Origin of the sequence: Limibacillus sp. (genome assembly GCA_037379885.1) — a bacterium.
Lineage (GTDB): Bacteria > Pseudomonadota > Alphaproteobacteria > Kiloniellales > CECT-8803 > JARRJC01.
Window position 1 is genome coordinate 1 of sequence record JARRJC010000029.1, and the last position, 25,174, is coordinate 25,174.

The 25,174-nt window shown below is 66.5% G+C and carries 28 protein-coding genes, 1 tRNA gene and 1 pseudogene; 19 read left to right on the forward strand and 11 right to left on the reverse strand.

The genetic code is table 11. From position 1 onward, the window contains the following. Positions 1–131 (forward strand): 2-oxo acid dehydrogenase subunit E2 (locus tag P8X75_10045; GenBank protein ID MEJ1995536.1); only part of this gene is annotated, 131 nt, incomplete at its 5' end. A gap of 159 nt (positions 132–290) precedes the next feature. On the opposite strand, the gene P8X75_10050 is transcribed toward P8X75_10045, so the two are convergent. Next, the gene (locus P8X75_10050) at positions 291–656 is read right to left on the reverse strand and encodes a cupin domain-containing protein (GenBank protein MEJ1995537.1); all 366 of its coding nucleotides are present in this window, start codon (positions 654–656) and stop codon (positions 291–293) included. Positions 657–928: 272 nt separating this feature from the next. On the opposite strand from P8X75_10050, the pseudogene lpdA reads away from it, so the two are divergent. Next, positions 929–2,341, forward strand: a pseudogene (lpdA, locus tag P8X75_10055) (dihydrolipoyl dehydrogenase). Between the two features lie 42 nt (positions 2,342–2,383). After that, positions 2,384–2,680, forward strand: coding sequence for a hypothetical protein (locus P8X75_10060; GenBank protein ID MEJ1995538.1), 297 nt, complete (start codon positions 2,384–2,386; stop codon positions 2,678–2,680). Here the strand turns inward: P8X75_10060 and P8X75_10065 are convergent. From P8X75_10065 to fsa, 4 genes are all read right to left on the reverse strand, one after another. After that, positions 2,677–3,192, reverse strand: a complete 516-nt coding sequence (locus P8X75_10065; GenBank protein MEJ1995539.1) for an anti-virulence regulator CigR family protein — start codon at positions 3,190–3,192, stop codon at positions 2,677–2,679. The genes P8X75_10060 and P8X75_10065 overlap by 4 nt on opposite strands. Positions 3,193–3,271: 79 nt before the next feature. Continuing rightward, on the reverse strand, positions 3,272–4,216 hold the full coding sequence (locus P8X75_10070) for a tyrosine recombinase XerC (GenBank protein MEJ1995540.1): 945 nt from the start codon (positions 4,214–4,216) through the stop codon (positions 3,272–3,274). A 16-nt stretch (positions 4,217–4,232) separates the two neighbouring features. Beyond that, positions 4,233–4,937, reverse strand: a complete 705-nt coding sequence (locus P8X75_10075; protein MEJ1995541.1) for a DUF484 family protein — start codon at positions 4,935–4,937, stop codon at positions 4,233–4,235. A gap of 104 nt (positions 4,938–5,041) precedes the next feature. Next, the gene (gene fsa, locus P8X75_10080; GenBank protein MEJ1995542.1) at positions 5,042–5,713 is read right to left on the reverse strand and encodes a fructose-6-phosphate aldolase; all 672 of its coding nucleotides are present in this window, start codon (positions 5,711–5,713) and stop codon (positions 5,042–5,044) included. A 142-nt stretch (positions 5,714–5,855) separates the two neighbouring features. On the opposite strand from fsa, the gene P8X75_10085 reads away from it, so the two are divergent. The 12 genes from P8X75_10085 to P8X75_10140 all read left to right on the forward strand — a co-directional run bounded on the left by P8X75_10085 (position 5,856) and on the right by P8X75_10140 (position 16,905). Then, positions 5,856–8,126, forward strand: a complete 2,271-nt coding sequence (locus P8X75_10085) for a primosomal protein N' (protein ID MEJ1995543.1) — start codon at positions 5,856–5,858, stop codon at positions 8,124–8,126. A 220-nt stretch (positions 8,127–8,346) separates the two neighbouring features. Beyond that, positions 8,347–8,907, forward strand: a complete 561-nt coding sequence (locus P8X75_10090; GenBank protein ID MEJ1995544.1) for a F0F1 ATP synthase subunit delta — start codon at positions 8,347–8,349, stop codon at positions 8,905–8,907. Next, positions 8,907–10,436: a F0F1 ATP synthase subunit alpha gene (atpA, locus tag P8X75_10095; protein ID MEJ1995545.1), complete on the forward strand. Its 1,530-nt coding sequence runs from the start codon at positions 8,907–8,909 to the stop codon at positions 10,434–10,436. The genes P8X75_10090 and atpA overlap by 1 nt, the downstream gene beginning before the upstream one ends. Positions 10,437–10,482: 46 nt before the next feature. Then, a complete protein-coding gene (locus P8X75_10100; GenBank protein ID MEJ1995546.1) occupies positions 10,483–11,385 on the forward strand; it encodes a F0F1 ATP synthase subunit gamma in 903 nt (300 codons plus the stop codon). A 37-nt stretch (positions 11,386–11,422) separates the two neighbouring features. Then, complete coding sequence (gene atpD, locus P8X75_10105; GenBank protein ID MEJ1995547.1) at positions 11,423–12,847, forward strand: F0F1 ATP synthase subunit beta; 1,425 nt, start codon at positions 11,423–11,425, stop codon at positions 12,845–12,847. Positions 12,848–12,880: 33 nt separating this feature from the next. Further along, positions 12,881–13,285 (forward strand): F0F1 ATP synthase subunit epsilon, encoded by a 405-nt coding sequence (locus P8X75_10110; GenBank protein ID MEJ1995548.1) that lies wholly within the window; start codon positions 12,881–12,883, stop codon positions 13,283–13,285. A 162-nt stretch (positions 13,286–13,447) separates the two neighbouring features. Continuing rightward, complete coding sequence (locus tag P8X75_10115; GenBank protein ID MEJ1995549.1) at positions 13,448–14,272, forward strand: ferritin-like domain-containing protein; 825 nt, start codon at positions 13,448–13,450, stop codon at positions 14,270–14,272. A gap of 67 nt (positions 14,273–14,339) precedes the next feature. Beyond that, the gene (gene nthA / locus P8X75_10120) at positions 14,340–14,984 is read left to right on the forward strand and encodes a nitrile hydratase subunit alpha (protein MEJ1995550.1); all 645 of its coding nucleotides are present in this window, start codon (positions 14,340–14,342) and stop codon (positions 14,982–14,984) included. Further along, on the forward strand, positions 14,981–15,640 hold the full coding sequence (nthB, locus tag P8X75_10125) for a nitrile hydratase subunit beta (protein ID MEJ1995551.1): 660 nt from the start codon (positions 14,981–14,983) through the stop codon (positions 15,638–15,640). Before nthA ends, nthB begins: the two co-directional genes overlap by 4 nt. Next, positions 15,627–15,980 carry a nitrile hydratase accessory protein gene (locus P8X75_10130; protein MEJ1995552.1) on the forward strand — a complete coding sequence of 118 codons (354 nt, stop codon included), beginning with the start codon at positions 15,627–15,629 and terminating at the stop codon, positions 15,978–15,980. Before nthB ends, P8X75_10130 begins: the two co-directional genes overlap by 14 nt. A gap of 125 nt (positions 15,981–16,105) precedes the next feature. Then, positions 16,106–16,555 (forward strand): peptidoglycan-binding domain-containing protein, encoded by a 450-nt coding sequence (locus P8X75_10135; GenBank protein MEJ1995553.1) that lies wholly within the window; start codon positions 16,106–16,108, stop codon positions 16,553–16,555. A 98-nt stretch (positions 16,556–16,653) separates the two neighbouring features. Then, positions 16,654–16,905: a hypothetical protein gene (locus P8X75_10140; GenBank protein MEJ1995554.1), complete on the forward strand. Its 252-nt coding sequence runs from the start codon at positions 16,654–16,656 to the stop codon at positions 16,903–16,905. Between the two features lie 13 nt (positions 16,906–16,918). Here the strand turns inward: P8X75_10140 and P8X75_10145 are convergent, their stop codons facing one another. From P8X75_10145 to P8X75_10155, 3 genes are all read right to left on the reverse strand, one after another. Beyond that, positions 16,919–17,248 (reverse strand): hypothetical protein, encoded by a 330-nt coding sequence (locus tag P8X75_10145; protein MEJ1995555.1) that lies wholly within the window; start codon positions 17,246–17,248, stop codon positions 16,919–16,921. A gap of 90 nt (positions 17,249–17,338) precedes the next feature. Further along, the gene (locus P8X75_10150; GenBank protein ID MEJ1995556.1) at positions 17,339–17,923 is read right to left on the reverse strand and encodes an NAD(P)H-dependent oxidoreductase; all 585 of its coding nucleotides are present in this window, start codon (positions 17,921–17,923) and stop codon (positions 17,339–17,341) included. A 3-nt stretch (positions 17,924–17,926) separates the two neighbouring features. Next, positions 17,927–18,400 carry a GNAT family N-acetyltransferase gene (locus P8X75_10155; protein MEJ1995557.1) on the reverse strand — a complete coding sequence of 158 codons (474 nt, stop codon included), beginning with the start codon at positions 18,398–18,400 and terminating at the stop codon, positions 17,927–17,929. A gap of 245 nt (positions 18,401–18,645) precedes the next feature. Here P8X75_10155 and P8X75_10160 point away from each other — a divergent pair, with 245 nt between their 5' ends. Then, positions 18,646–18,975 (forward strand): hypothetical protein, encoded by a 330-nt coding sequence (locus tag P8X75_10160; protein MEJ1995558.1) that lies wholly within the window; start codon positions 18,646–18,648, stop codon positions 18,973–18,975. A 32-nt stretch (positions 18,976–19,007) separates the two neighbouring features. Here P8X75_10160 and P8X75_10165 read toward each other — a convergent pair. The 3 genes from P8X75_10165 to P8X75_10175 form a co-directional block, all read right to left on the reverse strand. Then, a tRNA-Arg gene (locus P8X75_10165) sits at positions 19,008–19,084 on the reverse strand. Then, positions 19,075–20,124 carry an alpha/beta fold hydrolase gene (locus tag P8X75_10170; GenBank protein MEJ1995559.1) on the reverse strand — a complete coding sequence of 350 codons (1,050 nt, stop codon included), beginning with the start codon at positions 20,122–20,124 and terminating at the stop codon, positions 19,075–19,077. The genes P8X75_10165 and P8X75_10170 overlap by 10 nt, the downstream gene beginning before the upstream one ends. Next, entirely contained in the window at positions 20,105–21,094 is a 990-nt protein-coding gene (locus P8X75_10175; protein ID MEJ1995560.1) for an ABC transporter ATP-binding protein, read from the reverse strand. Before P8X75_10175 ends, P8X75_10170 begins: the two co-directional genes overlap by 20 nt. 183 nt (positions 21,095–21,277) lie before the next feature. Between P8X75_10175 and P8X75_10180 the strand changes: the two genes are divergently transcribed. The 3 genes from P8X75_10180 to P8X75_10190 are packed head-to-tail and all read left to right on the forward strand — an operon-like array spanning position 21,278 to position 24,718. Beyond that, entirely contained in the window at positions 21,278–21,469 is a 192-nt protein-coding gene (locus P8X75_10180) for a zinc-finger domain-containing protein (GenBank protein ID MEJ1995561.1), read from the forward strand. Between the two features lie 16 nt (positions 21,470–21,485). Continuing rightward, the gene (gene polA / locus P8X75_10185; GenBank protein MEJ1995562.1) at positions 21,486–24,290 is read left to right on the forward strand and encodes a DNA polymerase I; all 2,805 of its coding nucleotides are present in this window, start codon (positions 21,486–21,488) and stop codon (positions 24,288–24,290) included. Beyond that, positions 24,287–24,718 carry an ACT domain-containing protein gene (locus P8X75_10190; protein ID MEJ1995563.1) on the forward strand — a complete coding sequence of 144 codons (432 nt, stop codon included), beginning with the start codon at positions 24,287–24,289 and terminating at the stop codon, positions 24,716–24,718. Before polA ends, P8X75_10190 begins: the two co-directional genes overlap by 4 nt. The last annotated feature ends 456 nt before the right edge of the window (positions 24,719–25,174 follow it).

A 25,174-nucleotide genomic window follows, 5' to 3' on the forward strand; every position in this document is an offset into this window, starting at 1 on the left:
AGATTCGCCCCATGATGTACCTCGCCCACAGCTACGACCACCGCCTGATCGACGGGCGGGAGGCGGTGACCTTCCTGGTCAAGGTCAAGGAAGCGCTGGAAGACCCGCAGCGGTTACTGTTGGGCGTTTAAAAAGAAGATAGTGCGGAGTTTCCTCCGCGCTATAGACTTCACAGCAGTAGGAAACCCTGCTTCTTCTTTTGCCCTTTGGTGTCAGCTTGGGACAGGACCGATGCGGAAAGTGTCTTGCTTTGCTTAATCGTCGGTTTGGTCTTCTCGCAAATTGAAGCTTCAAACATAAACCACATACTCTTTCCTTGTCTTCTCCACTACCTCCCACGTGCCTTTGAACCCCGGCGGGATGAGGAAGCTGGTGCCGGGGTGGAGGTCCAGGGTCTGGCCGTCCTCGTCGGTGAGGATCGAGTGGCCTTCCAGGATGGTGCAGTACTCGGTTTCGTCGTAGGCGATGCGCCACTTGCCGGGCTCGCTCTCCCAGACCCCGGCGAAGAGCTTGCCGTCGGCGCTCTCGTAGAGGTTCCAAGTGCGGTTGACGGGTTCGCCGGAGAGGAGCTTCTCCGGGTCCGGGCGACCCTCCTCGGGTTCCGGCCAGGGCTGCTGGCGCAGGCGGTCGAACAGGAGGATATCCGTGATCGGCATGGTGCGGTCTCCTCACCCCGGGTGACCGGCGGCCCTGGCGGCCCCGTCGCGCTAGAGCGTAGTCGGCTTGCGGGCTGCGCGCTACAGCTTTGAGAGGGGGCCTTGCGGGGCGGCGCTTGGCCTGGAACTGGGCCGCTCTTCCGCCGTACCCCGCGCCCTCCGCATCCCCCGCCCGCCTTGCCCCTCGCACCTTGCCCCTCTAGCGCCTTTGCGGCAAGGTTCGGCGGCGGGTGTGAATTCCCGCCTAAACGGACGCGAAGAGGGCGAGAGCGATGAGCGAGACGAGCTACGATCTGGTGGTGATCGGCGCGGGGCCGGGCGGTTACGTGGCGGCGATCCGGGCGGCGCAGCTGGGCCTGAAGACGGCCTGCGTCGAGGGGCGCGGCACGCTGGGCGGCACCTGCCTCAACATCGGCTGCATCCCCTCCAAGGCGCTGTTGCAGGCCTCCGAGAAGTACGAGGAGGCCGAGCATCACCTGGGCGACTTCGGGGTCAAGACCGGCAAGGTCTCGCTCGATATGAAGGGCCTCATGGCCCACAAGGACTCCGTGGTCGAGGCCAACGTCAAGGGCGTGGAGTTCCTCTTCAAGAAGAACAAGGTGGACTGGGTGAAGGGCTGGGGCTCGCTCACCAAGACCCCTGGCGAGGTCGCCGTGAAGGGCTCCAACGGCAAGACCCAGACCCTGAAGACCAAGAACGTCATCATCGCCACCGGCTCGACCCACGTGGACCTGCCCAATGTCAAGGTGGACGAAAAGCAGATCGTCTCCTCCACCGGCGCGCTGGAGCTGACCTAGGTGCCCAAGTCCCTGATCGTGATCGGCGGCGGCTACATCGGGTTGGAGATGGGCTCGGTCTGGCAGCGCCTGGGCGCGCAGGTGACGGTGGTGGAGTTCCTGGACCGGCTGGTGCCCGGCATGGACGCCGAGGTCGCCAAGGAGTTCCAGAAGGTCCTGAAGAAGCAGGGCATGGAATTCAAGCTCGGCACCAAGGTGACCGGCGCCAAGACCGCCAAGACCGGCGTCACCCTGACGGTCGAGCCCGCCAAGGGCGGCGAGGCCGAGGAGTTGAAGGCCGAGGTCGTGCTGGTCTCCATAGGCCGCAAGCCGGTGACCGAGGGCCTGGGGCTCTCCGAAGCCGGGGTCGAGACCGACGAGCGCGGCCGGGTCAAGACCGACGGCCACTGGGCCACCAACGTTGAGGGCGTCTACGCCATCGGCGACGTGATCGAGGGCCCCATGCTGGCCCACAAGGCGGAGGAGGAGGGCGTCGCCGTCGCCGAGACCCTCGCGGGCAAGGCGGGCCACGTGAACTACGAGACCGTGCCCGGCATCGTCTACACCTGGCCCGAGGTCGCCTCGGTCGGCAAGACCGAGGAGCAGCTGAAGGAGGCGGGGGTCGACTACACGTCGGGCAAGTTCCCCTTCACCGCCAACGGGCGGGCCCGCGCCATGGGTGCCACCGACGGCTTCGTGAAGATCCTGGCCGACGCCAAGACCGACCGCGTGCTGGGCGCGCACATCATCGGCCCGGACGCCGGCGGCCTGATCCACGAGATCGTCATGGCCATGGAGTTCGGCGGCTCCGCCGAGGACGTGGCCCGCGCCTTCCACGGCCACCCGACGCTGAACGAGGTGGTCAAGGAGGCGGCCCTGGCGGTCCACAAGCGCGCTCTCCATATGTAACGCTCGCTTTTAAACTGCCCTGGTGAAGGACCGCGCCTAATCATGCCCGAACAGGGGCCCATCGAACGCCTGGAAGAGACGCCCGAGAAAGCGCCGCGCGAGAAGCGCGGTCTGCGCCGCGTCTCGCGCCTGCTGCTGGGCTGGCTGCTGCTGCTGATCGGCTTGCCGATCTTCCTGCTGCCGGTGCCGCTCAGCTTCGTGATCATGGCCGTGGGTTTCCTGATCCTGGCGCAGGAAAGCCTCTGGATTCAGGAACGCTGGATGAGGGCGCAGACCCGCTGGCCCGGCCTTTTCGCCCCCGTCCTGCGCTTGCAGTCCTGGCTGGAGAGACGCGGCTAGAGCACGTTCTCCAGCACGTCCAGGATCAGCTCCGTGGACTTCTGGATCAGGTAGACGTCGTCGTCGATGAACAGGATTTCCTGGCCCTCGCGGCGCGGCAGGCGGCTCAGCACCGAATCCGGCATGCGGGTCTTGGCGATGCCCGGAGGCATGGTGCCGCCGCGCGCCAGCTTCTTCTGGATGCCGGGCGGGATCGGCTTGGGCTTCTGGAAGCCCTCGGGATAGCCGCCGGAAAAGCTTTCGCGGATGATGCGGCGTTCACTGTCGGTCAGGAAGGCCTCGGTCAGGACCTCGGCGCCGCGCTGGATCAGCTCCTCGTCGGAGTTGCCGCTGTTGCCGCTGTTGCCCTGGCCCTGGTTCTGGCCGTAGAGCCATTCCTGTTCCTGCTTGTTGCCCTTGGCCTTGTTGCTGTGGTTGCCGGCCTCGGCCAGCGGCGGCGTCATGGCCAGCGAAAAGGCCAGGCCGAAAGCACCGGCCAGCGCCATCTTCGCGCGGAAAGTCTTGGTGAGCATCTTCGTCTCTCCCTCTTGTTCTGCGCTTCTCCCCAGAGGCCTTCATGTGCGAAAGCGCGCTCCCGGCTTCAAGGGCGCATTACTTACCCGCCCGGGGGTGTGTCTTTTGATATACGTCCAAAAGCCGCTCGGCATCCACGGCGGTGTAGCGCTGTGTCGTAGATAGCGAGGAATGCCCTAAAAGTTCCTGAATCGTGCGCAGATCGCCGCCTTCGGCCAGCAGGTGCGTGGCGAAGGAATGGCGCAGCGCGTGCGGCGTCGCCTCGGGCGGCAGGTTCAAGAGCGCCCGCAGGCGCGCCATGGTCTCCTGCACCCGCCGCGCGCCCAGCGGGCCGCCGCGGCTGCCGAGGAACAGCGGGGCCTTCGCGCCGGGCTGGAAGGGACAGAGCGCCAGATAGTCCGCGATCGCCTGCGTCACCAGCGGCAGCAGGGGCACGACCCGCTCCTTGCTGCCCTTGCCGCGCACGGTGAGCGCGCCCTGTCCCGGCTCGGGCGCCTGGGCGCGGGTCAGGCTCAGCGCCTCGCCGACGCGCAGGCCGCAGCCGTAGAGCAGCAGCAGCACCGCAAGGTCGCGCTTGGCGATCCAGGGCTCCTCCTGCAACTCGGTCACGGCGCGCAGCGACTCCTTCACCTCGCGGGCGGTCAGCGCCTTGGGCAGGACCTGCGCCTGCTTGGGATTGCGCAGGCGCCCCACCACGGGGTTCTCGAACAGCCCCTGCCGCTCGCCCCAGCGGAAGAAGCCGCGCAGGGTGGAGAGCGCCCGCGCGGTGGAGGAGCGGGCGAGCCCCTGCCGCTCGCGCGCGGCCAGCCAGGAGCGGAAGTCCGCCAGCTTCAGGGATTCCAGCGCGGCCAGGGAGGGCGGCTCGCCCAGGTGGTCGCGCAGGAAGCGCAGGAAGCCCTCCAGGTCGCGCTCGTAGGCGTCCAGGGTGTGTTCGGAGGCGCGGCGTTCCTCGGCCAGCCAGGCGCGCCAGCCCGCAACGCCCTTTGCAAGGTCCGGGGCGAGGCTGACGGCGAGGTCGCTCATGCCGGAGGGGCCTTTTCTATTCGGGCAGGTCGAGCCAGGCACGCAGGGTCAGCTCCAGGCTGCGCCCCAGGAAGTCGAGAAGCTCGGTGCCCTGTCCGGGGTGGAAGGCATCGGGATCGCGCGCGCCGAGCGCCAGCAGCGCGGGCGGCGTGGCGGTGGAAATCTGCAGGCGGATGTAGGCCTGAGAGCGCACCAGCCCGGCCATGGGGCCGAAGATCACCGGGTCGCCCTGGATGGCGGAGGAGAGCTCGATGCGCCGGGCCGACTGCATGGCCCGCTCGATCTCGCCGGGGTCGAGGCGGTGCAGACCGCGCACGGAGATGCCCGCCTCGCCGGTCAGGTCGGTCTCGCTGACCTCGCGCCGCTCCACGCAGAGCGTCGCCACGTCCAGGTCGAGCAGGATGGAAAGATCGTCCGTGACCGTCTCGATCAGCCGCTCGAAGGAGGGCGCGGTGAGGAGAGCCAGCACCGCCTCGTGGACCCGCGACTGTGCGGCCATGTTGGCGCGCCCCGCGGAGATCAGCTGCCCCTGGCTGCCGCGCAGCTCGCGCAGTTCCTCGCGCATGCGCCCCAGCATGAAGCGCTGAAGGTCCAGGACGACGCTGCCCGCCGCCCCCTCGACCCGGTTCTCGGGCGGCACCAGCGTGTCGATCAGGTCGCTGTGGCGCAGCAGGAAGTCGGGATGGTCGCGCAGATAGGCGGCCACCTTGCTGTCGCTCAATGCGCCTTCTTTGGGTGCACCTCCCTTGGGCGCGCCTTCCTTCGGTTCCTTGTCGTCCCGCGTGCTCACCCCTTCACCCCGCGCTTTCTTCTCTCCAGGTCGTCTCAGGCCGGCTGACGATCCAGGATCGACTGTCCGGTCTTCTCCCAGTCCTTCAGGAAGGCCGCCAATCCCTTGTCGGTCAAGGGATGGTTGAAGAGCGAGCGCAGCACGGCGGGCGGCAGGGTCGCGACATGCGCGCCCAGCTTGGCCGACTCGATCACGTGCAGCGGCCCGCGGACCGAAGCGACCAGCACCTCGGTCTTGAAGTCGGGGTAGTTGTTGTAGATCTCGCAGATCTCGGCGATCAGCTCCAGGCCGTCGGAGCCGATGTCGTCCAGCCGTCCCACGAAGGGGGAGATGAAGCTCGCGCCGGCCTTGGCGGCCAGGATCGCCTGCCCGGCGGAAAAGCAGAGCGTCACGTTCACCATGGTGCCTTCGGAGGTCAGCGCCTTGCAGGTCTTCAGGCCGTCCACCGTCAGCGGCACCTTGACCGCGATGTTCTTGGCCAGCTTGGCCAGGGCCTTGCCCTCGCGCAGCATGGTCTCGTGGTCCGTCGCCGTGACCTCGGCGGAAACCGGACCTTCGACGATATCGCAGATTTCCTCGACCACCTCGAAGAAGTCGCGGCCGGTCTTGGCGACCAGCGAAGGGTTGGTGGTCACGCCGTCAAGAAGCCCGGTCGCGGCCAGCTCGCGGATCTCGGCGGTGTCGGCGGTATCGACGAAAAACTTCATCTCTGCTCTTGTCCCATTTCAGCTCCGGAGAGGCCCCCTTGGCGTCTCCGTCGATTGTTTGTCCGGCGTCTCTCCGGCATCTTCCCGGCGTCTCTCCGGCGGGTCATAGCCGCCGTCCGGCGCCTCGTCTAGAGTGTAAAGGATGCACAGACGCCAAGCCAATCTTTCGACAGCGGATTTGCTTTCCGGCTCGCCTGAGCCGGAGGCCGCCGGGCGCTGCCGCGTGCTTCTGCCGCTGCCGCTGTCGGGCGCCTACGATTACCTGATTCCCGAGGGAGAGAGCCTGTCTCCGGGCGATTTCGTACAGGTCCCGCTGGGCCGGCGGGAGGCGCTGGGCGTGGTCTGGGACCCGCTGCCGGAAGGTGAGGGGGAGGAGGCTCTCCCGCTCGAAAAACTGAAGCCCGTGACGGCGCGACTCGGGGCGACGCCCATGCGCGCCGAACTGCGCCGCTTCATCGACTGGGTCGCGGCCTACACGCTGAGCGCGCCGGGGGCCGTCCTGAAGATGGCGCTCTCCGCGCCGCAGGCGCTGGAGCCGCCCGCCCTGCAGCCGGTCTACCGCCTCGCGGACGACGGGGAGGCGCGGCTGGCGGCGCTGCGCTCGACCCCGGCGAGGGCGAAGCTGGTCGCCGTGGCGTGCGACGGTCTGGTGCGCGGCGCCTCCGAACTGGCGCGCGAGGCCGGGGTGGGCGCGGGCGTGGTCAAGGGCCTGGCCGAGCAGGGCGTGCTGGAGCGGCTGGAGGTCGCGCCGCGCCCGCCCTTCGATCCGCCGGACCCGGCGCGCGAGGGCGCTCACCTGGAAGGCGATCAGGCCGCCGCCGCAGGGGCGCTGAAGGCCAAGCTCGAGGGCGGCGGCTTCTCGGTCACGCTCTTGGACGGCGTCACCGGGTCGGGCAAGACGGAAGTCTATCTGGAGGCCATCGCCGAGGCCCTGAAGCGCGGCAAGCAGGTGCTGGTGCTGTTGCCCGAAATCGCGCTGTCGCTTCAGGTGCTGGAGCGCTTCGCCTGGCGCTTCGGGGCGGCGCCCGCGGCCTGGCATTCCGATCTGACCCAGGCGCAGCGGCGCGAGACCTGGCGCGCCGTGGCCTCGGGCGAGGCGCGGGTCGTGGTCGGCGCCCGTTCCGCGCTCTTCCTGCCCTTCACGGAGCTGGGCCTCGTCGTGGTCGACGAGGAGCACGAGCAGGCCTTCAAGCAGGAGGACGGCGTCTGCTACCACGCCCGCGACATGGCGGTGGTCCGGGCGCGGATCGAGGAGGCCCCGGCGCTGCTGGTCTCCGCCACGCCCTCGTTGGAGAGCCTCGTCAACGTCCAGCAGGGCCGCTACGAAGCCCTGCATCTGCCGGACCGGCACGGCGGCGCCAGTCTGCCCGCCGTCGAGGTGGTGGACCTGCGCCGCGACCGTCCCAAGGCGATCCAGGAGTTGGGCGGCGCCTGGCTGTCGGAACCTCTGCGCGCCGCTGTCACCGAAACGCTCGCGCGCGGGGAACAGGCGCTCTTGTTCCTGAACCGGCGCGGCTATGCGCCGCTGACGCTCTGCAAGGCCTGCAATCACCGGCTGGAATGTCCGAGCTGCACGGCGCTGCTGGTCGAACACCGGCTCAGAGGGCGTCTCACCTGTCACCACTGCGGCTATCAGCAGCGGCGGCCGGAGACCTGCCCGGAATGCGGGGCGGAGGATTCCCTGATCGCCTGGGGGCCCGGTGTGGAGCGGGTGGCCGAGGAGGCGCGGCTGGTATTCCCCGAGGCCCGGCGCCTCATCCTCTCGAGCGACACGCTGCATGGCCCCAGGGCTGCCGAGGAGATGCTGCGCATGATCCGCGAGCGCGACGTCGATCTTCTGATCGGCACGCAGATCATCGCCAAGGGGCACCACTTTCCAGCGTTGACCCTGGTCGGGGTGGTGGACGCCGACTTGGGTCTCTCGGGCGGGGATCTGCGCGGCGCCGAGCGCACCTATCAGCTTTTGCATCAGGTGGCGGGCCGGGCGGGCCGGGAGTCGAGGCCCGGTCGCGTCCTGCTCCAGACCCACGAGCCGCAGCATCCGGTGATCGAGGCGCTGGTCTCCGGCGAGCGCGACCGCTTCATGGAGGCCGAGGCCGCAGCGCGGCGGCAGTTGCGGATGCCGCCCTTCGGCCGTTTGGCCGCCGTGATCCTCTCCGCGCCGGACGTGGAGAGCGTGGAGGAGGCGGCCCGCGCGCTGGCCCGCGCGGCGCCCCGGGAGGAGGGCTTTCAGCTGCTGGGGCCCTCGGTGCCGGCGCTGGCCGCGATCCGGGGGCGGCACCGCCGCCGGTTCCTCCTGAAGAGTCCCCGCGACCGGCTGCCCCAGGGCTATCTGCGCGCCTGGCTGGGGCGGGTCAAACTGGCGAACAAAGTCCGTCTCCAGGTGGACGTCGATCCCTACAGCTTTCTTTGAGGTTCCCTGGGGTCTTGCACCTGCCCGGGCGCTCTGGGAAAAAGCCGGTCCAAAAAGGGCCGGAGTCGTCTTGCCAGCCCAAAACGCCTATGGTACCAAACGCCCGCCCTGGCGAAGCAGCCATTTCGCCGGGGTTGGTCGTGAGTAAATGGTGGCGAGACCGGATTTCTGGGGCTTAGCCTGGGTCCGGAACAGCCCTTTTTAGTTTGGGGACGTCAGTTTGGCAGCCGACAGCATGATCGAAAGCGGCCTTGCGGGACGCTATGCCTTGGCCCTTCTAGAGTTGGCCGAGGAAAAAAAGTCTCTCGACGCCGTGGCGGAGGATCTCCGCGGTTTGAAGGGTCTGCTCGAAGAGAGCGAGGACCTGCAGCGTCTGATCCGCAGTCCGCGCTTCGGGCGCGACGATCAGGCCAAGGCCATGCAGGCCGTGCTGGACAAGGCAGGCGCCAACGAACTCACCAAGCGCTTCGTCAGCGTGGTGACGGCCAACCGCCGCCTCTTCGCGCTCTCCGACATCATTTCCGCCTATTTGAACGAACTGGCGCGCCGGCGCGGCGAGATCACCGCTGAGGTGATCGCGGCCCGCGAACTGACGGACGCACAGAAAGACAAGCTGGTCGAGAGCCTCAAGAAGGCCGTCGGCGCGAAGGTTCAGGTCGATGTGAAGATCGACGCCTCGCTGCTGGGCGGTCTCATCGTCAAGGTGGGCTCGCGCATGATCGACGGGTCGATCAAGACCAAACTCGCTAAACTTCAGGTCGCTATGAAAGGGGTTGGGTGATGGACATCCGCGCCGCTGAGATTTCCTCCATTCTGAAAGAGCAGATCGAGAACTTCGGCACAGAGGCCGATGTCGCCGAGGTCGGCCAGGTCCTCTCCGTCGGTGACGGTGTTGCCCGCGTCTACGGTCTCGACAACGTCCAGGCCGGCGAGCTGGTCGAATTCCCCGGCGCCATTCAGGGCATGGCCCTGAACCTGGAGAAGGACAACGTCGGTATCGTGATCTTCGGCGACGACCGGAACATCGCCGAGGGCGATACGGTCAAGCGCACGGGCTCGATCGTCGACGTGCCGGTGGGCCGCAGCCTGCTGGGCCGCGTCGTGGACGGCCTCGGCAACCCGATCGACGGCAAGGGCGAGCTGAAGGACGTCGAGCGCAAGCGCGTCGAGGTCAAGGCGCCCGGTATCATCCCGCGTAAGTCGGTGCATGAGCCCATGCAGACCGGCCTGAAGGCGATCGACGCGCTGATCCCCATCGGGCGCGGCCAGCGTGAGCTGATCATCGGCGACCGTCAGACCGGCAAGACCGCCATCGCGATCGACACCTTCATCAACCAGAAGCCGCTCAACCAGGGCGACGACGAGAGCAAGAAGCTCTACTGCATCTACGTCGCCGTCGGTCAGAAGCGTTCTTCGGTCGCCAACCTGGTGAAGTCCCTGGAGGACAACGGCGCGCTGGAATATTCCATCATCGTCGCCGCCACCGCCTCGGACCCCGCACCGCTTCAGTTCCTGGCGCCCTACACCGGCTGCACCATGGGTGAGTTCTTCCGCGACAACGGCATGCATGCCGTGATCGTGTACGACGATCTTTCCAAGCAGGCCGTCGCCTACCGCCAGATGTCGCTGCTGCTGCGCCGCCCGCCGGGCCGCGAAGCTTTCCCCGGCGACGTCTTCTACCTGCACTCCCGTCTGCTGGAGCGCGCCTGTAAGCTGAACGACGACAACGGCGCCGGCTCCCTGACCGCGCTTCCGGTCATCGAGACCCAGGCCGGTGACGTCTCGGCCTTCATTCCGACCAACGTGATCTCGATCACCGACGGCCAGATCTTCCTGGAGACCGACCTCTTCTATAAGGGCGTCCGTCCCGCGCTGAACGTCGGTATCTCGGTCAGCCGCGTGGGTTCCGCAGCGCAGATCAAGGCGATGAAGAAGGTCGCCGGCAAGATCAAGCTGGAGCTGGCCCAGTTCCGCGAGATGGAAGCCTTCTCGCAGTTCGCCTCGGACCTGGACGCCGCCACCCAGCGCCTGCTGGCGCGCGGCTCGCGCCTGACCGAGCTCCTGAAGCAGCCGCAGTACAGCCCGCTGCCTGTCGAAGAGCAGGTCGCGGTGATCTACGCCGGCGTGAACGGGTATCTGGACAAGCTGAACCTCAACCAGATCACGGAGTTCGAGAAGCGCTTCCTCGACGAGATCCGCGAGAAGGGCGAGGACATCCTGAAGGCGATCCGCGAGGAGAAAGACCTGAGCGAGGATACCGAGGGCAAGCTGAAGTCCTTCACCGAAGAGTTTGTGAAGGTTTTCGCCTAACAGACGGTCCTTATCCCGCAAGAACAGCTGAGAGAGCGAGGCTCAAGTGCCCAGTCTCAAGGAATTCAGGAACCGGATCGCCAGCGTGAAGTCCACGCAGAAGATCACCTCGGCCATGAAGATGGTGGCCGCGGCGAAGCTGCGCCGTGCGCAGGAGCAGGCCGAGGCCTCGCGTCCCTATGCCGAGCGCATGGGCCGCATGCTGGGCTCGCTCGCCAAGAGCGTCGAGGGTCTGCCGGGCGCGCCCAAGCTCCTGGCCGGGACCGGCAAGGACGACACCTACCTCGTGGTGGTGGCGACCGCCGACCGCGGCCTGTGCGGCGGCTTCAACTCCTCCATCGTGCGCGAGGCGCGCCGCCGGATCGACCAGCTCTTGCGCGACGGCAAGCAGGTGAAGATCCTCTGCCTCGGCCGCAAGGGCCGCGATCAGCTGCGCCGCTTCCACGGCGACAAGATCATCGACACGGTCGAAGAGCTGAACAAGCCCTACGTCCGCTTCGAGCCGGCCGCCGAGGTGGCCGACCGGGTGATCCGCATGTTCGAAGAGGGCGAGTTCGACGTCTGCCTGCTTTACTACGCGCAGTTCAAGTCGGCGATCTCGCAGATCGTGACCGAACAGCAGCTCATCCCCTTCAAGGTGGAGGAGCTGGAGGACGAGGCCGAGGAAGAAGCGCCCGAGGCGATCAAGAAGGGCGCTGTCTACGAGTACGAGCCGAACGAAGAGCAGATCCTGAAGGAGCTGCTGCCCCGCAACCTCGCGGTGCAGCTCTTCAAGGCCCTGCTCGAGAACAACGCGAGCGAGCACGGCGCGCGCATGACGGCGATGGACAACGCCACGCGCAACGCCGGCGACATGATCGACAAGCTGACACTGCGCTACAACCGCCAGCGTCAGTCGGTGGTCACGAACGAGCTCATTGAAATCATCTCCGCCAAGGAAGCGCTCTAAGGGCGCGGTTCCTGACAGATACGGGAGTAGTAGGAAGATGGCGAAAAACTTGGTTGGCAAGGTCACGCAGGTCATGGGACCGGTGGTGGACGTGCAGTTCGAAGGCGACCTGCCCTCGATCCTGAACGCGCTGGAGACCACCAATGACGGCAAACGTCTGGTTCTCGAGGTCGCGCAGCACCTGGGCGAGAGCGAGGTGCGCACCATCGCGATGGACGCCACCGAGGGCCTGGTCCGCGGGCAGGAGGTCAAGGACACCGGCTCGCCGATCACGGTGCCGGTCGGACCGGAGACCCTGGGCCGCATCATGAACGTCATCGGCGAGCCGATCGACGAGCGCGGCGAGCTGAAGACCAAGAACAAGGCGCCGATCCACCGCACCGCTCCGAAGTTCGACGAGCAGTCGACCGAGGCCGAGGTGCTGGTCACCGGCATTAAGGTCATCGACCTTCTGGAGCCCTACGTCCGTGGCGGTAAGATCGGCCTGTTCGGCGGCGCCGGCGTGGGCAAGACCGTGCTGATCATGGAGCTGATCAACAACATCGCCAAGGCGCACGGCGGCTATTCCGTGTTCGCCGGTGTCGGCGAGCGTACCCGTGAGGGTAACGACCTTTATCACGAGATGATCGACTCCGGCGTCATCAAGCTGGACGAGGAAGGCTCCAAGGCCGCCCTGGTCTACGGTCAGATGAACGAGCCTCCGGGTGCGCGCGCCCGTGTCGCGCTGACCGGCCTGTCGCTGGCCGAGTACTTCCGCGACGAGGAAGGCCAGGACGTGCTGTTCTTCGTGGACAACATCTTCCGCTTCACCCAGGCGGGCTCCGAGGTCTCGGCGCTGCTGGGCCGCATTCCCTCCGCCGTGGGTTATCAGCCGACGCTGGCCACGGAGATGGGCAACCTGCAGGAGCGCATCACCACCACCAAGAAGGGTTCGATCACCTCGGTGCAGGCCATCTACGTGCCCGCCGACGACTTGACCGACCCCGCGCCCGCCACCTCCTTCTCGCACTTGGACGCCACCACGGTGCTGTCGCGCTCCATCGCGGAGCTGGGCATCTACCCCGCCGTGGACCCGCTGGACTCCACCAGCCGCATCCTGGACCCGCGCGTCATCGGCGAGGAGCACTACAACGTCGCCCGTGAGGTGCAGCGCGTGCTGCAGCAGTACAAGGCGCTGCAGGACATCATCGCGATCCTGGGCATGGACGAGCTTTCCGAGGAGGACAAGCTGACTGTGTCCCGCGCGCGTAAGATCCAGCGTTTCCTCTCCCAGCCCTTCCACGTGGCCGAGGTATTCACCGGCACGCCGGGCGTGCTGGTGTCGCTCGAAGACACCATCAAGGGCTTCAAGGGAATCGTCGAGGGCGAGTACGATCACCTGCCCGAGTCGGCCTTCTACATGGTCGGCACCATCGAGGAAGCCGTCGAGAAGGCCCGCAAGATGGCCGCCGAGGCCGCGTAACGGCCCTCGGGAACAAGAGGAAAGGCGTCAAGGATGGCCGAACAGGTTGAATTCGAGCTGGTCTCTCCGGAAAAGCTGCTGCTTTCCGAGCCGGTCGACATGGTCGTGGTCCCGGGTGGCGACGGCAACTTCGGTGTCCTGCCGCGTCACTCCCCGCTGATCTCGACCGTGCGCCCCGGCGTCATCGACGTCTACCAGAAGGGCTCCGTCGAGCAGCGCATCTTCGTGGCCGGCGGTTTCGCCGAGGTCACCGGCGAGCGCTGCACCGTCCTGGCCGAGGAGGCCGTGCCGGTCGAGGAGATCGACCGCGCCGAGACCGAGCAGGCCCTGAAGGACGCCCGCGAAGACCTGGCCGACGCCAAGGAAGCGGCGGACAAGAAGGAAATCGAAGGCCGCATCGCCGTCCTGGAAGCCAAGATGGACGCGATCAAGAAGTAAGCGCTTCCTGCCAGCTGCACTACAAAGAGGGGTGGGCGCTATCCGCGACCGCCCCTTTTCTTTCGCGGTGAAGACTTGAAGAAATCAGGGTTCGCTCACAGATTCACTCTCTAGTGGAGATCGAGTGCGGTTTCACCTTTCTTGAGGCAAAAGGGGAGAGCCATGGGACAGTGGAGTTTAGACGATATCGATTGGGGGGCGTTCGACGCTGAGAAAGTCGACCCCGAACTCCTGAAGATCGCCAAGGCCGCCGCCATGGTCGAATACAACGGCGGCGACTACGCGCGCTATCTCTGCAACGTTTTCTCGGACGATCCGGAATTCCAGGAAGCCGCGCGCCGCTGGGCCGAGGAAGAGGTGCAGCATGGCCGCGCCCTCGGCAAGTGGGCCGAGATGGCGGACCCGAACTTCGATTTCGAGGCGTCCTTCAAGCGTTTCGTGCAGGGCTATTCGATCCCCGTGGATTCCCAGGAGTCCGTGCGCGGGTCGCGGTCCGGCGAGTTGGTCGCCCGCTGCATCGTGGAGGTCGGCACCTCCTCCTACTACAGCGCGCTGGGCTCGGCCTGCGAGGAGCCCGTCCTGAGAGAGATATGCAAGAAGATCTCCGCTGACGAGCTGCGCCACTACAAGCTCTTCTATGGGCATCTGAAGCGCTATCTGGAGCATGAGGAGATCGGCAAGGCGCGCCGGGTCATGATCGCGCTTTCGCGCATGGGCGAGACCGAGGACGACGAGCTCGCCTACGCCTACTACGCCGCCAACGCCGCCGGGGAACCCTACGACCGCAAGACGGCCAACCGGGAGTACATGCGCCGGGCCTATTCCTACTACCGCCCGCAGCATGTCGAGCGCGCCGCCGCCATGACCTTCAAGGCCGCGGGCCTCGACCCGCAGAGCCGCATGGTGCAGTTCTTCTCGAAAGCCGCCTACGGCTTCATCCAGTTCCGCAGCAAGCGTCTGGAGCAGCAGGCCCGCGCGGCGGCGTAAAGCACCCTTATCAAGCCGCCCGGCTCTGGCTATCCTCTTCCTTGAACCTCCAAGCGACGAGGACGCCATGCCGCACGACCATGACCATGACCCCCATCACGATCACGACGGGGACCACCCGCATTCGCACCTGCCCTCCGACCCGGCCTTGAGGGTCAAGGCCCTGGAGACGCTGCTGGTGGACAAGGGTCTGGTCGATCCCGCCGCCCTCGACAAGCTGATCGAAACCTATGAGCACGAGGTCGGCCCGCGCAACGGCGCGAAGGTCGTGGCAAAGGCCTGGAGCGATCCCGCTTTCCGCGACTGGCTGCTGAAGGACGCCACGGCGGCGATCGCCAGCCTCGGCTTCCTGGGCCGGCAGGGCGAGCACATGGTGGCGCTGGCCAACGGTCCGGGGGTCCACAACATGGTCGTCTGCACGCTTTGCTCCTGCTACCCCTGGCCGGTCCTTGGGATTCCGCCGGTCTGGTACAAGTCGGAGGCCTACCGCAGCCGGGCGGTGATCGACCCGCGCGGCGTTCTGGCCGAGTTCGGCGTCACCCTGCCGGACGAGACGGAGGTCCGCGTCTGGGATTCAACGGCGGAGATCCGCTACCTCGTCCTACCCGAACGTCCGGCGGGGACCGAGGGCATGAGCGAGGAGGAGCTCGCCGCGCTGGTGACGCGCGATTCCATGATCGGCACCGACCGGCTGGAGGGAGCGGCCTCATGAACAACGTTCACGACATGGGCGGCCAGCAGGGTTACGGCGCGATCCCCATCGAAAAGGACGAGCCGGTCTTCCACGAAGAGTGGGAGGCGCGGGCCATGGCTCTGACGCTGGCCATGGCGGCCTGGGGCAAGTGGAACATCGACGCCTCGCGCCACGCCCGCGAAAAGCTCTCTCCGCGCGATTACCTGAACTTCACCTACTACGAGCGCTGGATTGCCGCGCTGGCCGATCTGATGGCTGAGACCGGCCTCGTGACGGTCGAGGAACTGGCGAGCGGCAAAGCGGACCCCGGCAAGCCAAAAGAGACGCCGCCGCTGAAGCCCGAGATGGTCTCGCCGATCCTGCGCAAGGGCGGCCCCAGCGAGCGGGCGATCGAGTCCGCGCCGCGCTTCTCCCCGGGCCAGCGCGTGCGCACCAGCAGGGCGAGTCCCAAGGGTCATACCCGGCTGCCCTTCTATGCCAGAGGTCGGACCGGCGAAGTCCTGCTGCTCCACGGCGCCCACGTGCTGCCCGACAGCAACGCCCACTTCCGGGGCGAAAGCCCGCAGCACCTCTACGCCGTGCGCTTTTCCGCGCGCGAACTCTGGGGTCCGGAGGCCGCAGCGAAGGACAGCGTCACCTTGGACCTTTGGGAGAGCTATCTTGAGCCAGCCTGACCTGCCGCCGCTGCCGCTTGGCGCGGAGGACGAGGCCGCGCCGCGCTTCGCCGAACCCTGGCACGCGCAGCTCTTTGCCCTGACCCTGCGCCTTTCCGAGAGCGGGCACTTCACCTGGCCGGAGTGGGCGGCCATCTTCGGCGAGGAGCTGAAGCGGGCGTCCGAGGCGGGCGCGCCCAAGGACGGCTCCGCCTACTACGACGTCTGGCTGACCGCGCTGGAGCGTTTGTTGAGCGAACGCGGCCTCGCCGCCGCCGCCGATCTGGCCGCGCTGAAGCAAGCCTGGGAGGAAGCCTACCTCGCCACGCCGCACGGACAGCCGGTAAAGCTGCGCCGGTAAAGGCGCGCCGGCGACTTTGGATAAGGGACGCGGCGCGGATAACCCGCGTAAAGTGATCGCTAAGTTTTTCGCGGGCATCATCGGTTCGCTTGAAGACCCTCGAAACCTGAAAGGGAGATGGAGAAATGAGAAACCTGAAACGAGGCGCGGCCCTTGCGGGCTCTCTCTTGATCCTGGCGGGCTGCGGCAGCAGCACCGGCGATCGCGCGGCCTCCGGCGCCGGCATCGGCGCGGGCGTGGGTGCCGCGGTCGGGGCCGTCACGGGCCTTTCGATCCTGCAAGGCGTGGTGATCGGCGCGGCGGCGGGCGGTCTGACCGGCGGCCTGACCGACGCCAGCACCATCGATCTCGGCGATCCGATCTGGGCCAGCAACGACCAGCCCGCGAACGATGCGGCCGTCAGCCGTGTGCAGGCGGCTCTGACGCGCCTGGGCTACGACCCCGGACCGATCGACGGCATCTATGGCTCCAAGACCGAGCAGGCGATCCGAAGCTACCAGCGAAACAACGGCCTGACGGTCGACGGACGGCCCACCGCGCAGCTGGCCCAGCACATGGAGAACAAGCTCTCCTGACCTGCGTCGCCTCTTCCGAAAGAAGCGATTTGCTTTAAATTCTCGTTAAATCTTTCGGACTAGCCTTTCTCCCAACGACCAAACGAGGGAGAGAGGTCATGACGCAGTCGAACGTGAAGTTGCCGGGGCAGATCAGCCCCGCCGAGCTGGAGGGCCTAAAGGCTCATTCCGTCGCCATCCGCCTCAACAACCAGGCGGAACTTAAGGGCGAGCTGTTCCTGTCGGGGGACGAGGATATCGAGGGAAGCCTGCGGGCCGAGCGGCGCTTCCTGCCGTTCCGCGGTCTGGACGGGCGGCTGAGGTCGATCAGCAAGGACATGATCCTGGAGATCGAAGAAAGCCTTCACTGAGAGGCGCGCAGGATCAGGCGGCGTCTGTCTGGAGCGAGCTGGTTCCGGCGCGGATCTCGTCGATCTTTGCGATGACGCCGGAGACCACCTCCTGGGAGATGCGCTCCGCATCGCTGGCCGAGGCGCCCATGCGCTGAAGCAGGCGGCTCCATTCCGGCAGCCACAGGTCCTGATCGCCGTAGTCGTAGAGCGGCTCGCCGGTCAGCAGGCAGACCACCTTGGAGCAGATGCGCCCCAGGTGGACGCGGCGCGGGCCATTGGCGGTCGCCTCGTCGCGGAACAGTCCGGCCACGATCAAGGCATTCCCCTCAGGAAGTCTCTGTAGCTCGACCAATGCATACATGCGGCAGCCCCCAAGCGATCCAATCCAAGTCTAGTAACTGGAGCAGAAAACAGACCGGGCAAGGGCGCGGCTCACAAAAAAGTATCGCGGCTAGCGCGCCTTGCGGCCCAGGTCGCGCAGCTTCTCCAGCCAGGCTTCGCGCTGCTGGTCCGTCACCGCCTCCACCATCCCGAAGAGGCTGCGCCGCACCGGGCTGATGCCGCAGAACTTCAGGATGTGCATCTCCAGGCTCTTGATGGAGGGCGCGCCGTAGTAGAAGCGGTAAAGCAGGGTGGGCATGCCCATGGTGACCACCAGGCGGGCCGAGCGACCCTTCAAGAGGCGCTTGGGAAAGCCTGAGTCTGCCCGCTCGAAGGCGAAGTCGGGCCGCAGGGTCTGCTCCAGGAAGCCTTTCAGCAGCGCCGGCATCCCGCCCAGCCAGATTGGGAAGACCAGAACGATGTGCTCCGCCTCGCGGATCGCGCGCTGGGCCTCTGCGATGTCGGCCGGCGGCGGCGTCGCGCCCTCGAAATCGGCCCCGCTGCGCAGGAGCGAGAACTCGAGGTCGGCGATCCTCATGCGGCGCACTTCGTGGCCGCCCGCTTCCGCGCCTTCAGCGTAGGCCTCCGCCAGGGCGTGGCAGAGATGCTCCGCCTTTGCGTCCGGATGGCCGTCGAGGATCAAGACCTTGGTCATTCCTCAGGGTTCCTCCTCAGGCGAAATGTCGTAGTGCCGCACCTCTTGCATGCGGCCGAGCTTCTCGTAGACCGCTTCGGCCGGCGCGTCGCCCCTGTCGGTCTCGACCACGATGACCCAGGCGCCGCGCTCCCGTGCGATCGGCTTCAGTGCTTGGATCAGCGCCGTGGCGACTCCCTTGCGCCGTTCGGCGGTCGCCACGGCCAGATCGTAGATGTAAACCTCGCTCCGCGCCTGTTCGAACTTCTTCAGTTCATAGGCGGTCAGGCCTCCGATCACCCGGCCCGCCTTCAGCGCGGCGAGAGCGATGAAGCTTTCACCCGCCAGGAGCGTCGAGAGGTAGTCCGGCCCCGGCCGGGCGCCGCCATAGGTGTCCGGATCCTCAAAGGCCTCGCCAAAAAGATCGAGTAACTGCTCCATGAGAGCGAGCCGCCGGTCCGAGAGGCGCAGGATTTCGAATTCCAATTCGGTGGTCATGGGACGCGGGCCTTGCAGGGTCAAACCGGTATCGCGGAGCTGAGAATAGCCTAGGGCGCAAGCTCAGGCTGGCAAGAATTCGCGATGCGGGCAAACAGGCCCTGACGATCGGGAGACGAACGGAGATCGCGCATACAGGAGCATTTCACGGTCTGTCATGCAATCTTATGTTGCAGGAGTTGGCCAAGCCAATAGACTAAGGCGAGCAAGCACCACCACAACCTGGTCAAAAAAGTGAGAATCTTATGAAGCGTCTCTTCCCCGGCAGTCTCTTCGCGGGCGCAGTCTTCCTTTCGGCGCTGTTGCTCGCGGGCGAGGTCGCGGCTCAGAGCGAGGACAGCCTCTCGCGCCGCATCGGCCGTATCGCCGGACACCTGGACCTTTGCAGCAACCACGGTCTGGCCAACGAACTGGTCGAGACGCTCAGCCCCATGCTGGACGGAGAAGTGATCCGGGACGAGCGCCGCAAGCTGGGTTTCTATGACGGCACCGGCGCGAACTGCGGCCAGCTGGCCTCCGACGTCAAAGACCTCATTGAAAACGTCCGCAACCCCAAGCCTGACGAGCAAGGCTAAAGGGTCTACAAGACCAGCCTAAATGGAAGGGGTGGCGCGCCCGAGAGGATTCGAACCTCTGACCTCTTGCTCCGGAGGCAAGCGCTCTATCCTGCTGAGCTACGGGCGCGCGGCGAGGCGGACATTACTGTAAGGCCAAGGGTGCGACAAGGGGAGATCGCGGCTCTTTGACGCTCCTGCTCTAAGGGAGCTCTCCTCTTTCATCCACGCCAGCAGGGCGTCGTAGACCTGCTGGCGTTCCAGGTCGCGCAGCAGCCAGTGCCAGCCTTCCTCGAAATCCAGGCGGCGGGCGTCGGGGTTCGCCTGCTCCAGCTTGGCCCAGAAGCGCTCCAGCGCTTCCGGCGGGATCACCTCGTCCTTCGCGCCATAGAGCAGCAGGACCGGGCCGCCGGTCAGGTTCGGTCCGGCCTCCTGCGCTGCTTCCATCATGTTGACCAGGCCGTAGACCGCGTCGATCCGGGTGCCCTTGATGACCAGCGGGTCGTTGGAGAAGGCGCGCAGGAGAGGGATGTTGTCGGTCGCCTGGATCTTCAGGTCCGCCCCGGTCGGCTTCCAGCCCGGCGCGAACTGGTAGGCGAGCCAGAGAGAGGCGCTGGCGAAGGGCCCGAGGCTTTGCCGGTCCATCACCGCGGGCGCGTTCAGGATCGCGCCGGTCACCTCCGGCGGCCACTGCGCGGCCAGGGTGGTGGCGACCACGGCCGCGCCGAAGGAATCGCCCAAGAGGAAGAGCGGGGCGCCGGGGTGGCGTTGCCCGATCAACTCCAGCGCGTCGCGCAGGTCCCGGCGGAAAGCCTCCCCCTCCCTCGGCCAGAGACCCCTGCCGGGCGCTTCGCCGAAGCCGCGCTGGTCGTAGGCATAAGTGGCGACCCCGGCCTCAGCCAGCGCCACCCCGGGCAGCTCGAAGGCGGTCGAGTAGTCGTTCATGCCGTGCAGGGCGAGGATCACGGCCCAGGGCTCCTCCGCCGGCAGCCAGCGGCGCAGCGGCAGGGCGAGGCCGTCGCGGGTCAGGAAGCTTTCCGCCGAGAGAGAGGGGCCGGGCCCCTCGCGCCCGGCATGGGGACCGGGGGGAGCGAAGCGCGCCGAGCAGGCCGCAAGGCCCGTCAGCAACGCGAGCAGAATCAGGAAGGATCTAGCTGTCCGCCCGCTCATGCGCGCCGCGCGTGAGCTGCAGGAAGATATCCTCCAGGTCGGTCTCCAGCGTGGAGACGTCGACCGGGGTCAGATGGGCGTTGGTCGCCGCCTCCAGGATCTTAGGCAGCGGCGAGTTCGACGCCCGGTACTGGAAGCGCAGGCTGTTCTCCCCCAGCTTCTCCGGCTGGAAGGCCTTGAAGGCCGGCGGCACGCTGTCGAAGCTCTCCGCGAAGGTGATGGTCAGCGTCTTGTTGTCGAGCCGCTTCAAGAGCGCCTGGGTGGTGTCGCAGGCTATGACCTCGCCGTGGCTGATGATGGCGATGCGGTCGCAGAGCTCCTCGGCCTCTTCCAGGTAGTGCGTGGTCAGGACGATGGTGACGCCCATCTCGTTGAGCTGGCGCACCTGCCCCCAGAGCTGCTGGCGCAGCTCGATGTCGACGCCAGCGGTCGGCTCGTCGAGCACCAAGACCGGCGGGTTGTGGACCATGGACTTGGCGACCATCAGGCGGCGGCGCATGCCGCCGGAAAGGGTGCGCGCGTAGGCCTTGGCCTTGTCGGCCAGCCCCAGCTTTTCCAGGATCGCCATGGTCTGGCGTTCCTTGGGCGGCACACCGTAGAGGCCGGCCTGCAGCTCCAGAAGCTCGTAGGGCGTGAAGAAGGGATCGATGTTCAGTTCCTGGGGCACCACGCCGATGGAGGCGCGGGCCTGGCGCGTCTGGCGGTCGATGTCATAGCCCCAGATCGCGGCCTCGCCGCCGGTCTTGTTGACCAGCCCAGCCAGGATGTTGATGAAGGTCGACTTGCCCGCGCCGTTGGGGCCCAGCAGCCCGAAGATGCCGCCGCGCGGAATCGTCAGGTCCACGGCCTTCAGCGCATGCTTCTCGCCGGTCTTGCCGCTGGCGCGGTAAACCTTGTCCAGACCGCGCGCCTCGACGGCGTTCTCCGGCAGGGTGCTTTGATCCTTCACGGCGCCGCCTTCGGCTGTCATGTCTTCATTGGTTTCGGGATCCCGAGGCATGCAGGAAGACTTAGGGGCTCGGTCCAGAATTAGCAAGCGCGCAGAGGAGACCTCGGCCCCCGCGACTTTGAGGCTTCCAGCGATTGATCGCGGCGGCGGAGCCGCTATAGTCGCCGGGTCAGTCGAGCAACCCGGTTTGGAGATGGAACGACGATGGCCGATCCGATGGAAGCGCCCGAAGTGGTGGAGGTGGAGACGACCGAAGTGTCTTGTGACGGCGACAGCCTCGTTTCGGGTCATCCGCGCGTCTTTTTGAACATGGGCGACAAGGGCTTTGTCGAATGTCCCTACTGCGACCGGCGCTTCGTCTTGAAGGAGGGAGCTGCTGGCGGCAGCGGCCACTAGGACGGGCCGGCATTCCATGACCGACAGCGCCTCCGGCCATCCCAAGCACCTCTATCTGGTAGACGGCTACGGCTATCTCTTCCGGGCCTTCTTCGCCCTGCCGCCGATCACCCGCAAGGACGGCACCCCGACCGGCGCCGCCTACGGCTTTTCCAACATGCTGGTCAAGCTGCTGCGCGAGAGCGACGCCGACGGCATGCTGGTGGTCTTCGACGCCAAGGGCGATACCTTCAGGAGCGAGATCTACCCCGAGTACAAGGCCAACCGCGAGGAGCCGCCCGAGGACCTCGTGCCGCAGTTCCCCATGGTGCGCGAGGCGGCCCAGGCCTTTGGCCTGCCGATCCTGGAGAAAGAGGGCTACGAGGCCGACGACGTCATCGCCACCGTGGCCCGCGAGGCCAAGGCCAAGGGCATCGAAGTCACCATCGTCTCCTCCGACAAGGACCTGATGCAGCTGGTCCAGCCGGGCGTCTCCATGCTCGACCCCATCAAGGGCAAGGTGATCGGCGAGGAGCAGGTGCGCGAGAAGTTCGGCGTCGGCCCCGACAAGGTGGTCGAGGTGCAGGCGCTGGCGGGCGATTCCACCGACAACGTGCCCGGCGTGCCCGGCATCGGCATCAAGACCGCCGCCCAGTTGATCGAGGAGTACGGCGATCTTGAGACGCTGCTGGCCAAGGCCGAGGAGATCAAGCAGCCCAAGCGCCGCCAGAACCTGATCGACTACGCCGAGCAGGCGCGCATTTCCTGGAAGCTGGTGAAGCTGTCGGACGACGCGCCGGTGGAGATGAAGTGGGAGGACATGCTGCTGCGCGAGCCCGACCCGAAGAGGCTCGCCGACTTCCTCGACGCCTACGAGTTCCGCTCCCTCAAGGCGCGGCTCGCCGACAAGCTGGAGGCGGGCGACATCGTGCCGGACGAGCGCGAGGCGGGTGGCACGGCAGCGTCCGAGGAGGCCGCGCTCAGTGCCAAGCCGGACTACGAGCTGGTGACCGACCTGAAGGCGCTGGAGCGCTGGATCGAGGAGGCGTCCGACCAGGGCTTCCTCGCAGTCGATACCGAGACCACGGGGCTCGATCCCATGCGCGCGCTGATGGTCGGCATCAGCCTTTCGACCAAGCCCGGAAAGGCCTGCTACATCCCTCTGCGGCACGGCAAGGTCGCCAAGGAAAGCGATCAGCTCGCCCTGTCCGGCGACGAAGGCGACGCGCCGGAGCAGATCGCGGTGGAGGAGGCGGTCAAGGCCCTGAAGCCGCTGCTGGAGGACCCCTCGGTCCTGAAGATCGGGCAGAACATCAAGTACGACATGCTGGTCTTTGCGCGCGAGGGGATCGAGGTCGCGCCGATCGAGGACACCATGCTGATCTCCTACGCGCTGGCGGGCGGGGCCCACGGCCACGGCATGGACGAGCTGGCCGAGCTGCACCTGGGCTACAGCACCATCAAGTTCTCCGAGGTCGCGGGCTCGGGCCGCAATCAGGTCACCTTCGACGAGGTGCCGCTGGAAAAGGCGTTGGACTACGCCGCCGAGGACGCCGACGTCACCCTGCGGCTCTATCAGGTCTTGAAGCCTCAGCTGCGCGCGGAGCGGGTCACCACGGTCTACCAGACGCTGGACCGGCCGCTGGTGCCGGTCCTGGCCGCCATGGAGCGGACCGGGATCAAGGTGGACCGCGACATCCTGCGGCGCTTTTCCAACGACTTCGCCCAGCGGATCGAAGAGCTGGAGGAGACGATCTACGAGCTGGCGGGGCGGCGTTTCACCATCGGCTCGCCCAAGCAGCTCGGCGAGATCCTGTTCGACGAGATGGGCCTGGAAGCGGGCCGCAAGACCAAGGGCGGGGCCGCCGGGACCGGGGCGGACATCCTCCAGGGCCTCGCCAACCAGGGCCACGAGTTGCCCGCCAAGGTCCTGGACTGGCGCCAGCTCTCAAAGCTGAAGTCGACCTACACCGACGCGCTTCAGAACCAGATTCATCCTGAAACGGGGCGGGTCCACACCTCCTTCTCCCAGGCGGTCGCTTCGACCGGGCGGCTTTCCTCCAACGATCCGAACCTTCAGAACATACCGATCCGTACGGAAGAGGGCCGCAAGATCCGCACCGCCTTCGTGGCGGAGAAGGGCTGCAAGCTGCTGTCGGTCGACTACAGCCAGATCGAGCTGCGCCTGACCGCGCATATCGCCCAGGTCGAGTCGCTGGTGAAGGCCTTCGAGGAGGGGCAGGACATCCACGCCATCACCGCCTCCCAGGTCTTCGACGTGCCCCTGGAGGAGATGACGCCCGAGGTGCGCCGGCAGGCCAAGGCCATCAACTTCGGCATCATCTACGGCATCTCGCCCTTCGGTCTGGCCCAGAACCTCGGCATCGAGCAGTCGGCGGCCAAGGCCTACATCGAAGCCTACTTCGAGCGCTACCCCGGCATCCGCGACTACATGGACGCGACCAAGAAGCTGGCGCGCGAGCAGGGCTACGTGACCACGCTCTTCGGGCGCAAGGTGCACATGCCCGGCATCAAGGACGCGAACCCGGCGCGGCGCAACTTCTCCGAACGCGCGGCGATCAACGCGCCGATCCAGGGCACCGCCGCCGACATCATCCGCCGCGCCATGATCCGCATGCCCGCCGCGATCGAGAAACTTCCCGCGAAGATGCTTCTGCAGGTCCATGACGAATTGCTGTTCGAGGTCGAAAAGGCCGCGGCGGACGACCTCGTAGGCGTAGCCCGCGAGATCATGGAAAGCGCTGCCGCCCCGGCGGTCCGTATCGACGTGCCGCTCGTCGTCGATGCCGGTCGGGGCGCGAATTGGGCCGAGGCGCATTGAGCCGCCCCGGTCCGGCCCGCACCGCGCGCGAGATGATCGCGGGCATGACGCCCGAACTGACCCCAGGGAGCTTCATCTTCACCACCGGCGCACCCACCGCGCTCGCCGCGGAAGCGGTGGCGACGGTGGCCGAGGACGAAGGCCTGACGATGATCCTGCCCGCCGCGACCGCTGTCGCGCACGGACAACCGGGCCCGGTCATGCGCCGCATCACGCTCCGCGTCTGGTCCTCTCTCGAAGGCACCGGCCTGACCGCCGCGGTCTCCTCGGCTCTCGCCGCGGAAGGCATCCCCTGCAACATGGTCGCGGGCTACCACCACGACCACATCTACGTGCCCGAAGCCGAGGCCGATCGCGCCATTGCGGTTCTCAAAGGGCTGCAATCCAAAGCGGCATCAAACCCGGCAATACCCCGAAATCACGCATAGATTGTTTCTCTCATTTCTTTTTTCTTAAGGTTGTGTTAAGATTAACGAGCTGCGCATCTACGAAAGAATTCTCTTATGAATCAAGCGTTTGTGGCCTTCATGGTCCTTGCATTGTCGTCCCTGCCCGAAGCGGCGGATCGCGATGCCACAAGCCTCACGGTCGCCGGAAACGCGGATTCCGCCGTTTCCCATTCTGGTGGCTGCAGGAAGGACTCGCCCGAAGGCCAGTGCTGCCACGCGGGTTCGCAACCCCTGCACTGCCACTGACTCCACGCCGGCCCTGAAGGACCGGCGCGGGGCCCGACAGCCCCCTATGCCTTCGCCGCCTGCTCGACGATCCTCAGACAAACCCTGAGCGACGCCGCCATGTCCTGCACACTGATCCACTCCAACGGCCCGTGCAGGTCTTGCTGGCCGGTGAAGATGTTCGGGCAGGGCACGCCGAGTTCGGTCAGG

Coding starts and splice junctions, on each gene's coding strand:
- P8X75_10160 (MEJ1995558.1), top strand. CDS start 18,646: ATGAAGCGTCTCTTCCCCGGCAGTCTCTTCGCGGGCGCAGTCTTCCTT.
- P8X75_10065 (MEJ1995539.1), bottom strand. CDS start 3,192: ATGCTCACCAAGACTTTCCGCGCGAAGATGGCGCTGGCCGGTGCTTTC.
- P8X75_10155 (MEJ1995557.1), bottom strand. CDS start 18,400: ATGACCACCGAATTGGAATTCGAAATCCTGCGCCTCTCGGACCGGCGG.
- P8X75_10170 (MEJ1995559.1), bottom strand. CDS start 20,124: ATGAGCGGGCGGACAGCTAGATCCTTCCTGATTCTGCTCGCGTTGCTG.
- P8X75_10050 (MEJ1995537.1), bottom strand. CDS start 656: ATGCCGATCACGGATATCCTCCTGTTCGACCGCCTGCGCCAGCAGCCC.
- fsa (MEJ1995542.1), bottom strand. CDS start 5,713: ATGAAGTTTTTCGTCGATACCGCCGACACCGCCGAGATCCGCGAGCTG.
- P8X75_10140 (MEJ1995554.1), top strand. CDS start 16,654: ATGACGCAGTCGAACGTGAAGTTGCCGGGGCAGATCAGCCCCGCCGAG.
- P8X75_10135 (MEJ1995553.1), top strand. CDS start 16,106: ATGAGAAACCTGAAACGAGGCGCGGCCCTTGCGGGCTCTCTCTTGATC.
- P8X75_10145 (MEJ1995555.1), bottom strand. CDS start 17,248: ATGTATGCATTGGTCGAGCTACAGAGACTTCCTGAGGGGAATGCCTTG.
- atpA (MEJ1995545.1), top strand. CDS start 8,907: ATGGACATCCGCGCCGCTGAGATTTCCTCCATTCTGAAAGAGCAGATC.
- P8X75_10115 (MEJ1995549.1), top strand. CDS start 13,448: ATGGGACAGTGGAGTTTAGACGATATCGATTGGGGGGCGTTCGACGCT.
- P8X75_10060 (MEJ1995538.1), top strand. CDS start 2,384: ATGCCCGAACAGGGGCCCATCGAACGCCTGGAAGAGACGCCCGAGAAA.
- nthB (MEJ1995551.1), top strand. CDS start 14,981: ATGAACAACGTTCACGACATGGGCGGCCAGCAGGGTTACGGCGCGATC.
- P8X75_10070 (MEJ1995540.1), bottom strand. CDS start 4,216: ATGAGCGACCTCGCCGTCAGCCTCGCCCCGGACCTTGCAAAGGGCGTT.
- P8X75_10110 (MEJ1995548.1), top strand. CDS start 12,881: ATGGCCGAACAGGTTGAATTCGAGCTGGTCTCTCCGGAAAAGCTGCTG.
- polA (MEJ1995562.1), top strand. CDS start 21,486: ATGACCGACAGCGCCTCCGGCCATCCCAAGCACCTCTATCTGGTAGAC.
- P8X75_10180 (MEJ1995561.1), top strand. CDS start 21,278: ATGGCCGATCCGATGGAAGCGCCCGAAGTGGTGGAGGTGGAGACGACC.
- atpD (MEJ1995547.1), top strand. CDS start 11,423: ATGGCGAAAAACTTGGTTGGCAAGGTCACGCAGGTCATGGGACCGGTG.
- nthA (MEJ1995550.1), top strand. CDS start 14,340: ATGCCGCACGACCATGACCATGACCCCCATCACGATCACGACGGGGAC.
- P8X75_10085 (MEJ1995543.1), top strand. CDS start 5,856: ATGCACAGACGCCAAGCCAATCTTTCGACAGCGGATTTGCTTTCCGGC.
- P8X75_10150 (MEJ1995556.1), bottom strand. CDS start 17,923: ATGACCAAGGTCTTGATCCTCGACGGCCATCCGGACGCAAAGGCGGAG.
- P8X75_10175 (MEJ1995560.1), bottom strand. CDS start 21,094: ATGACAGCCGAAGGCGGCGCCGTGAAGGATCAAAGCACCCTGCCGGAG.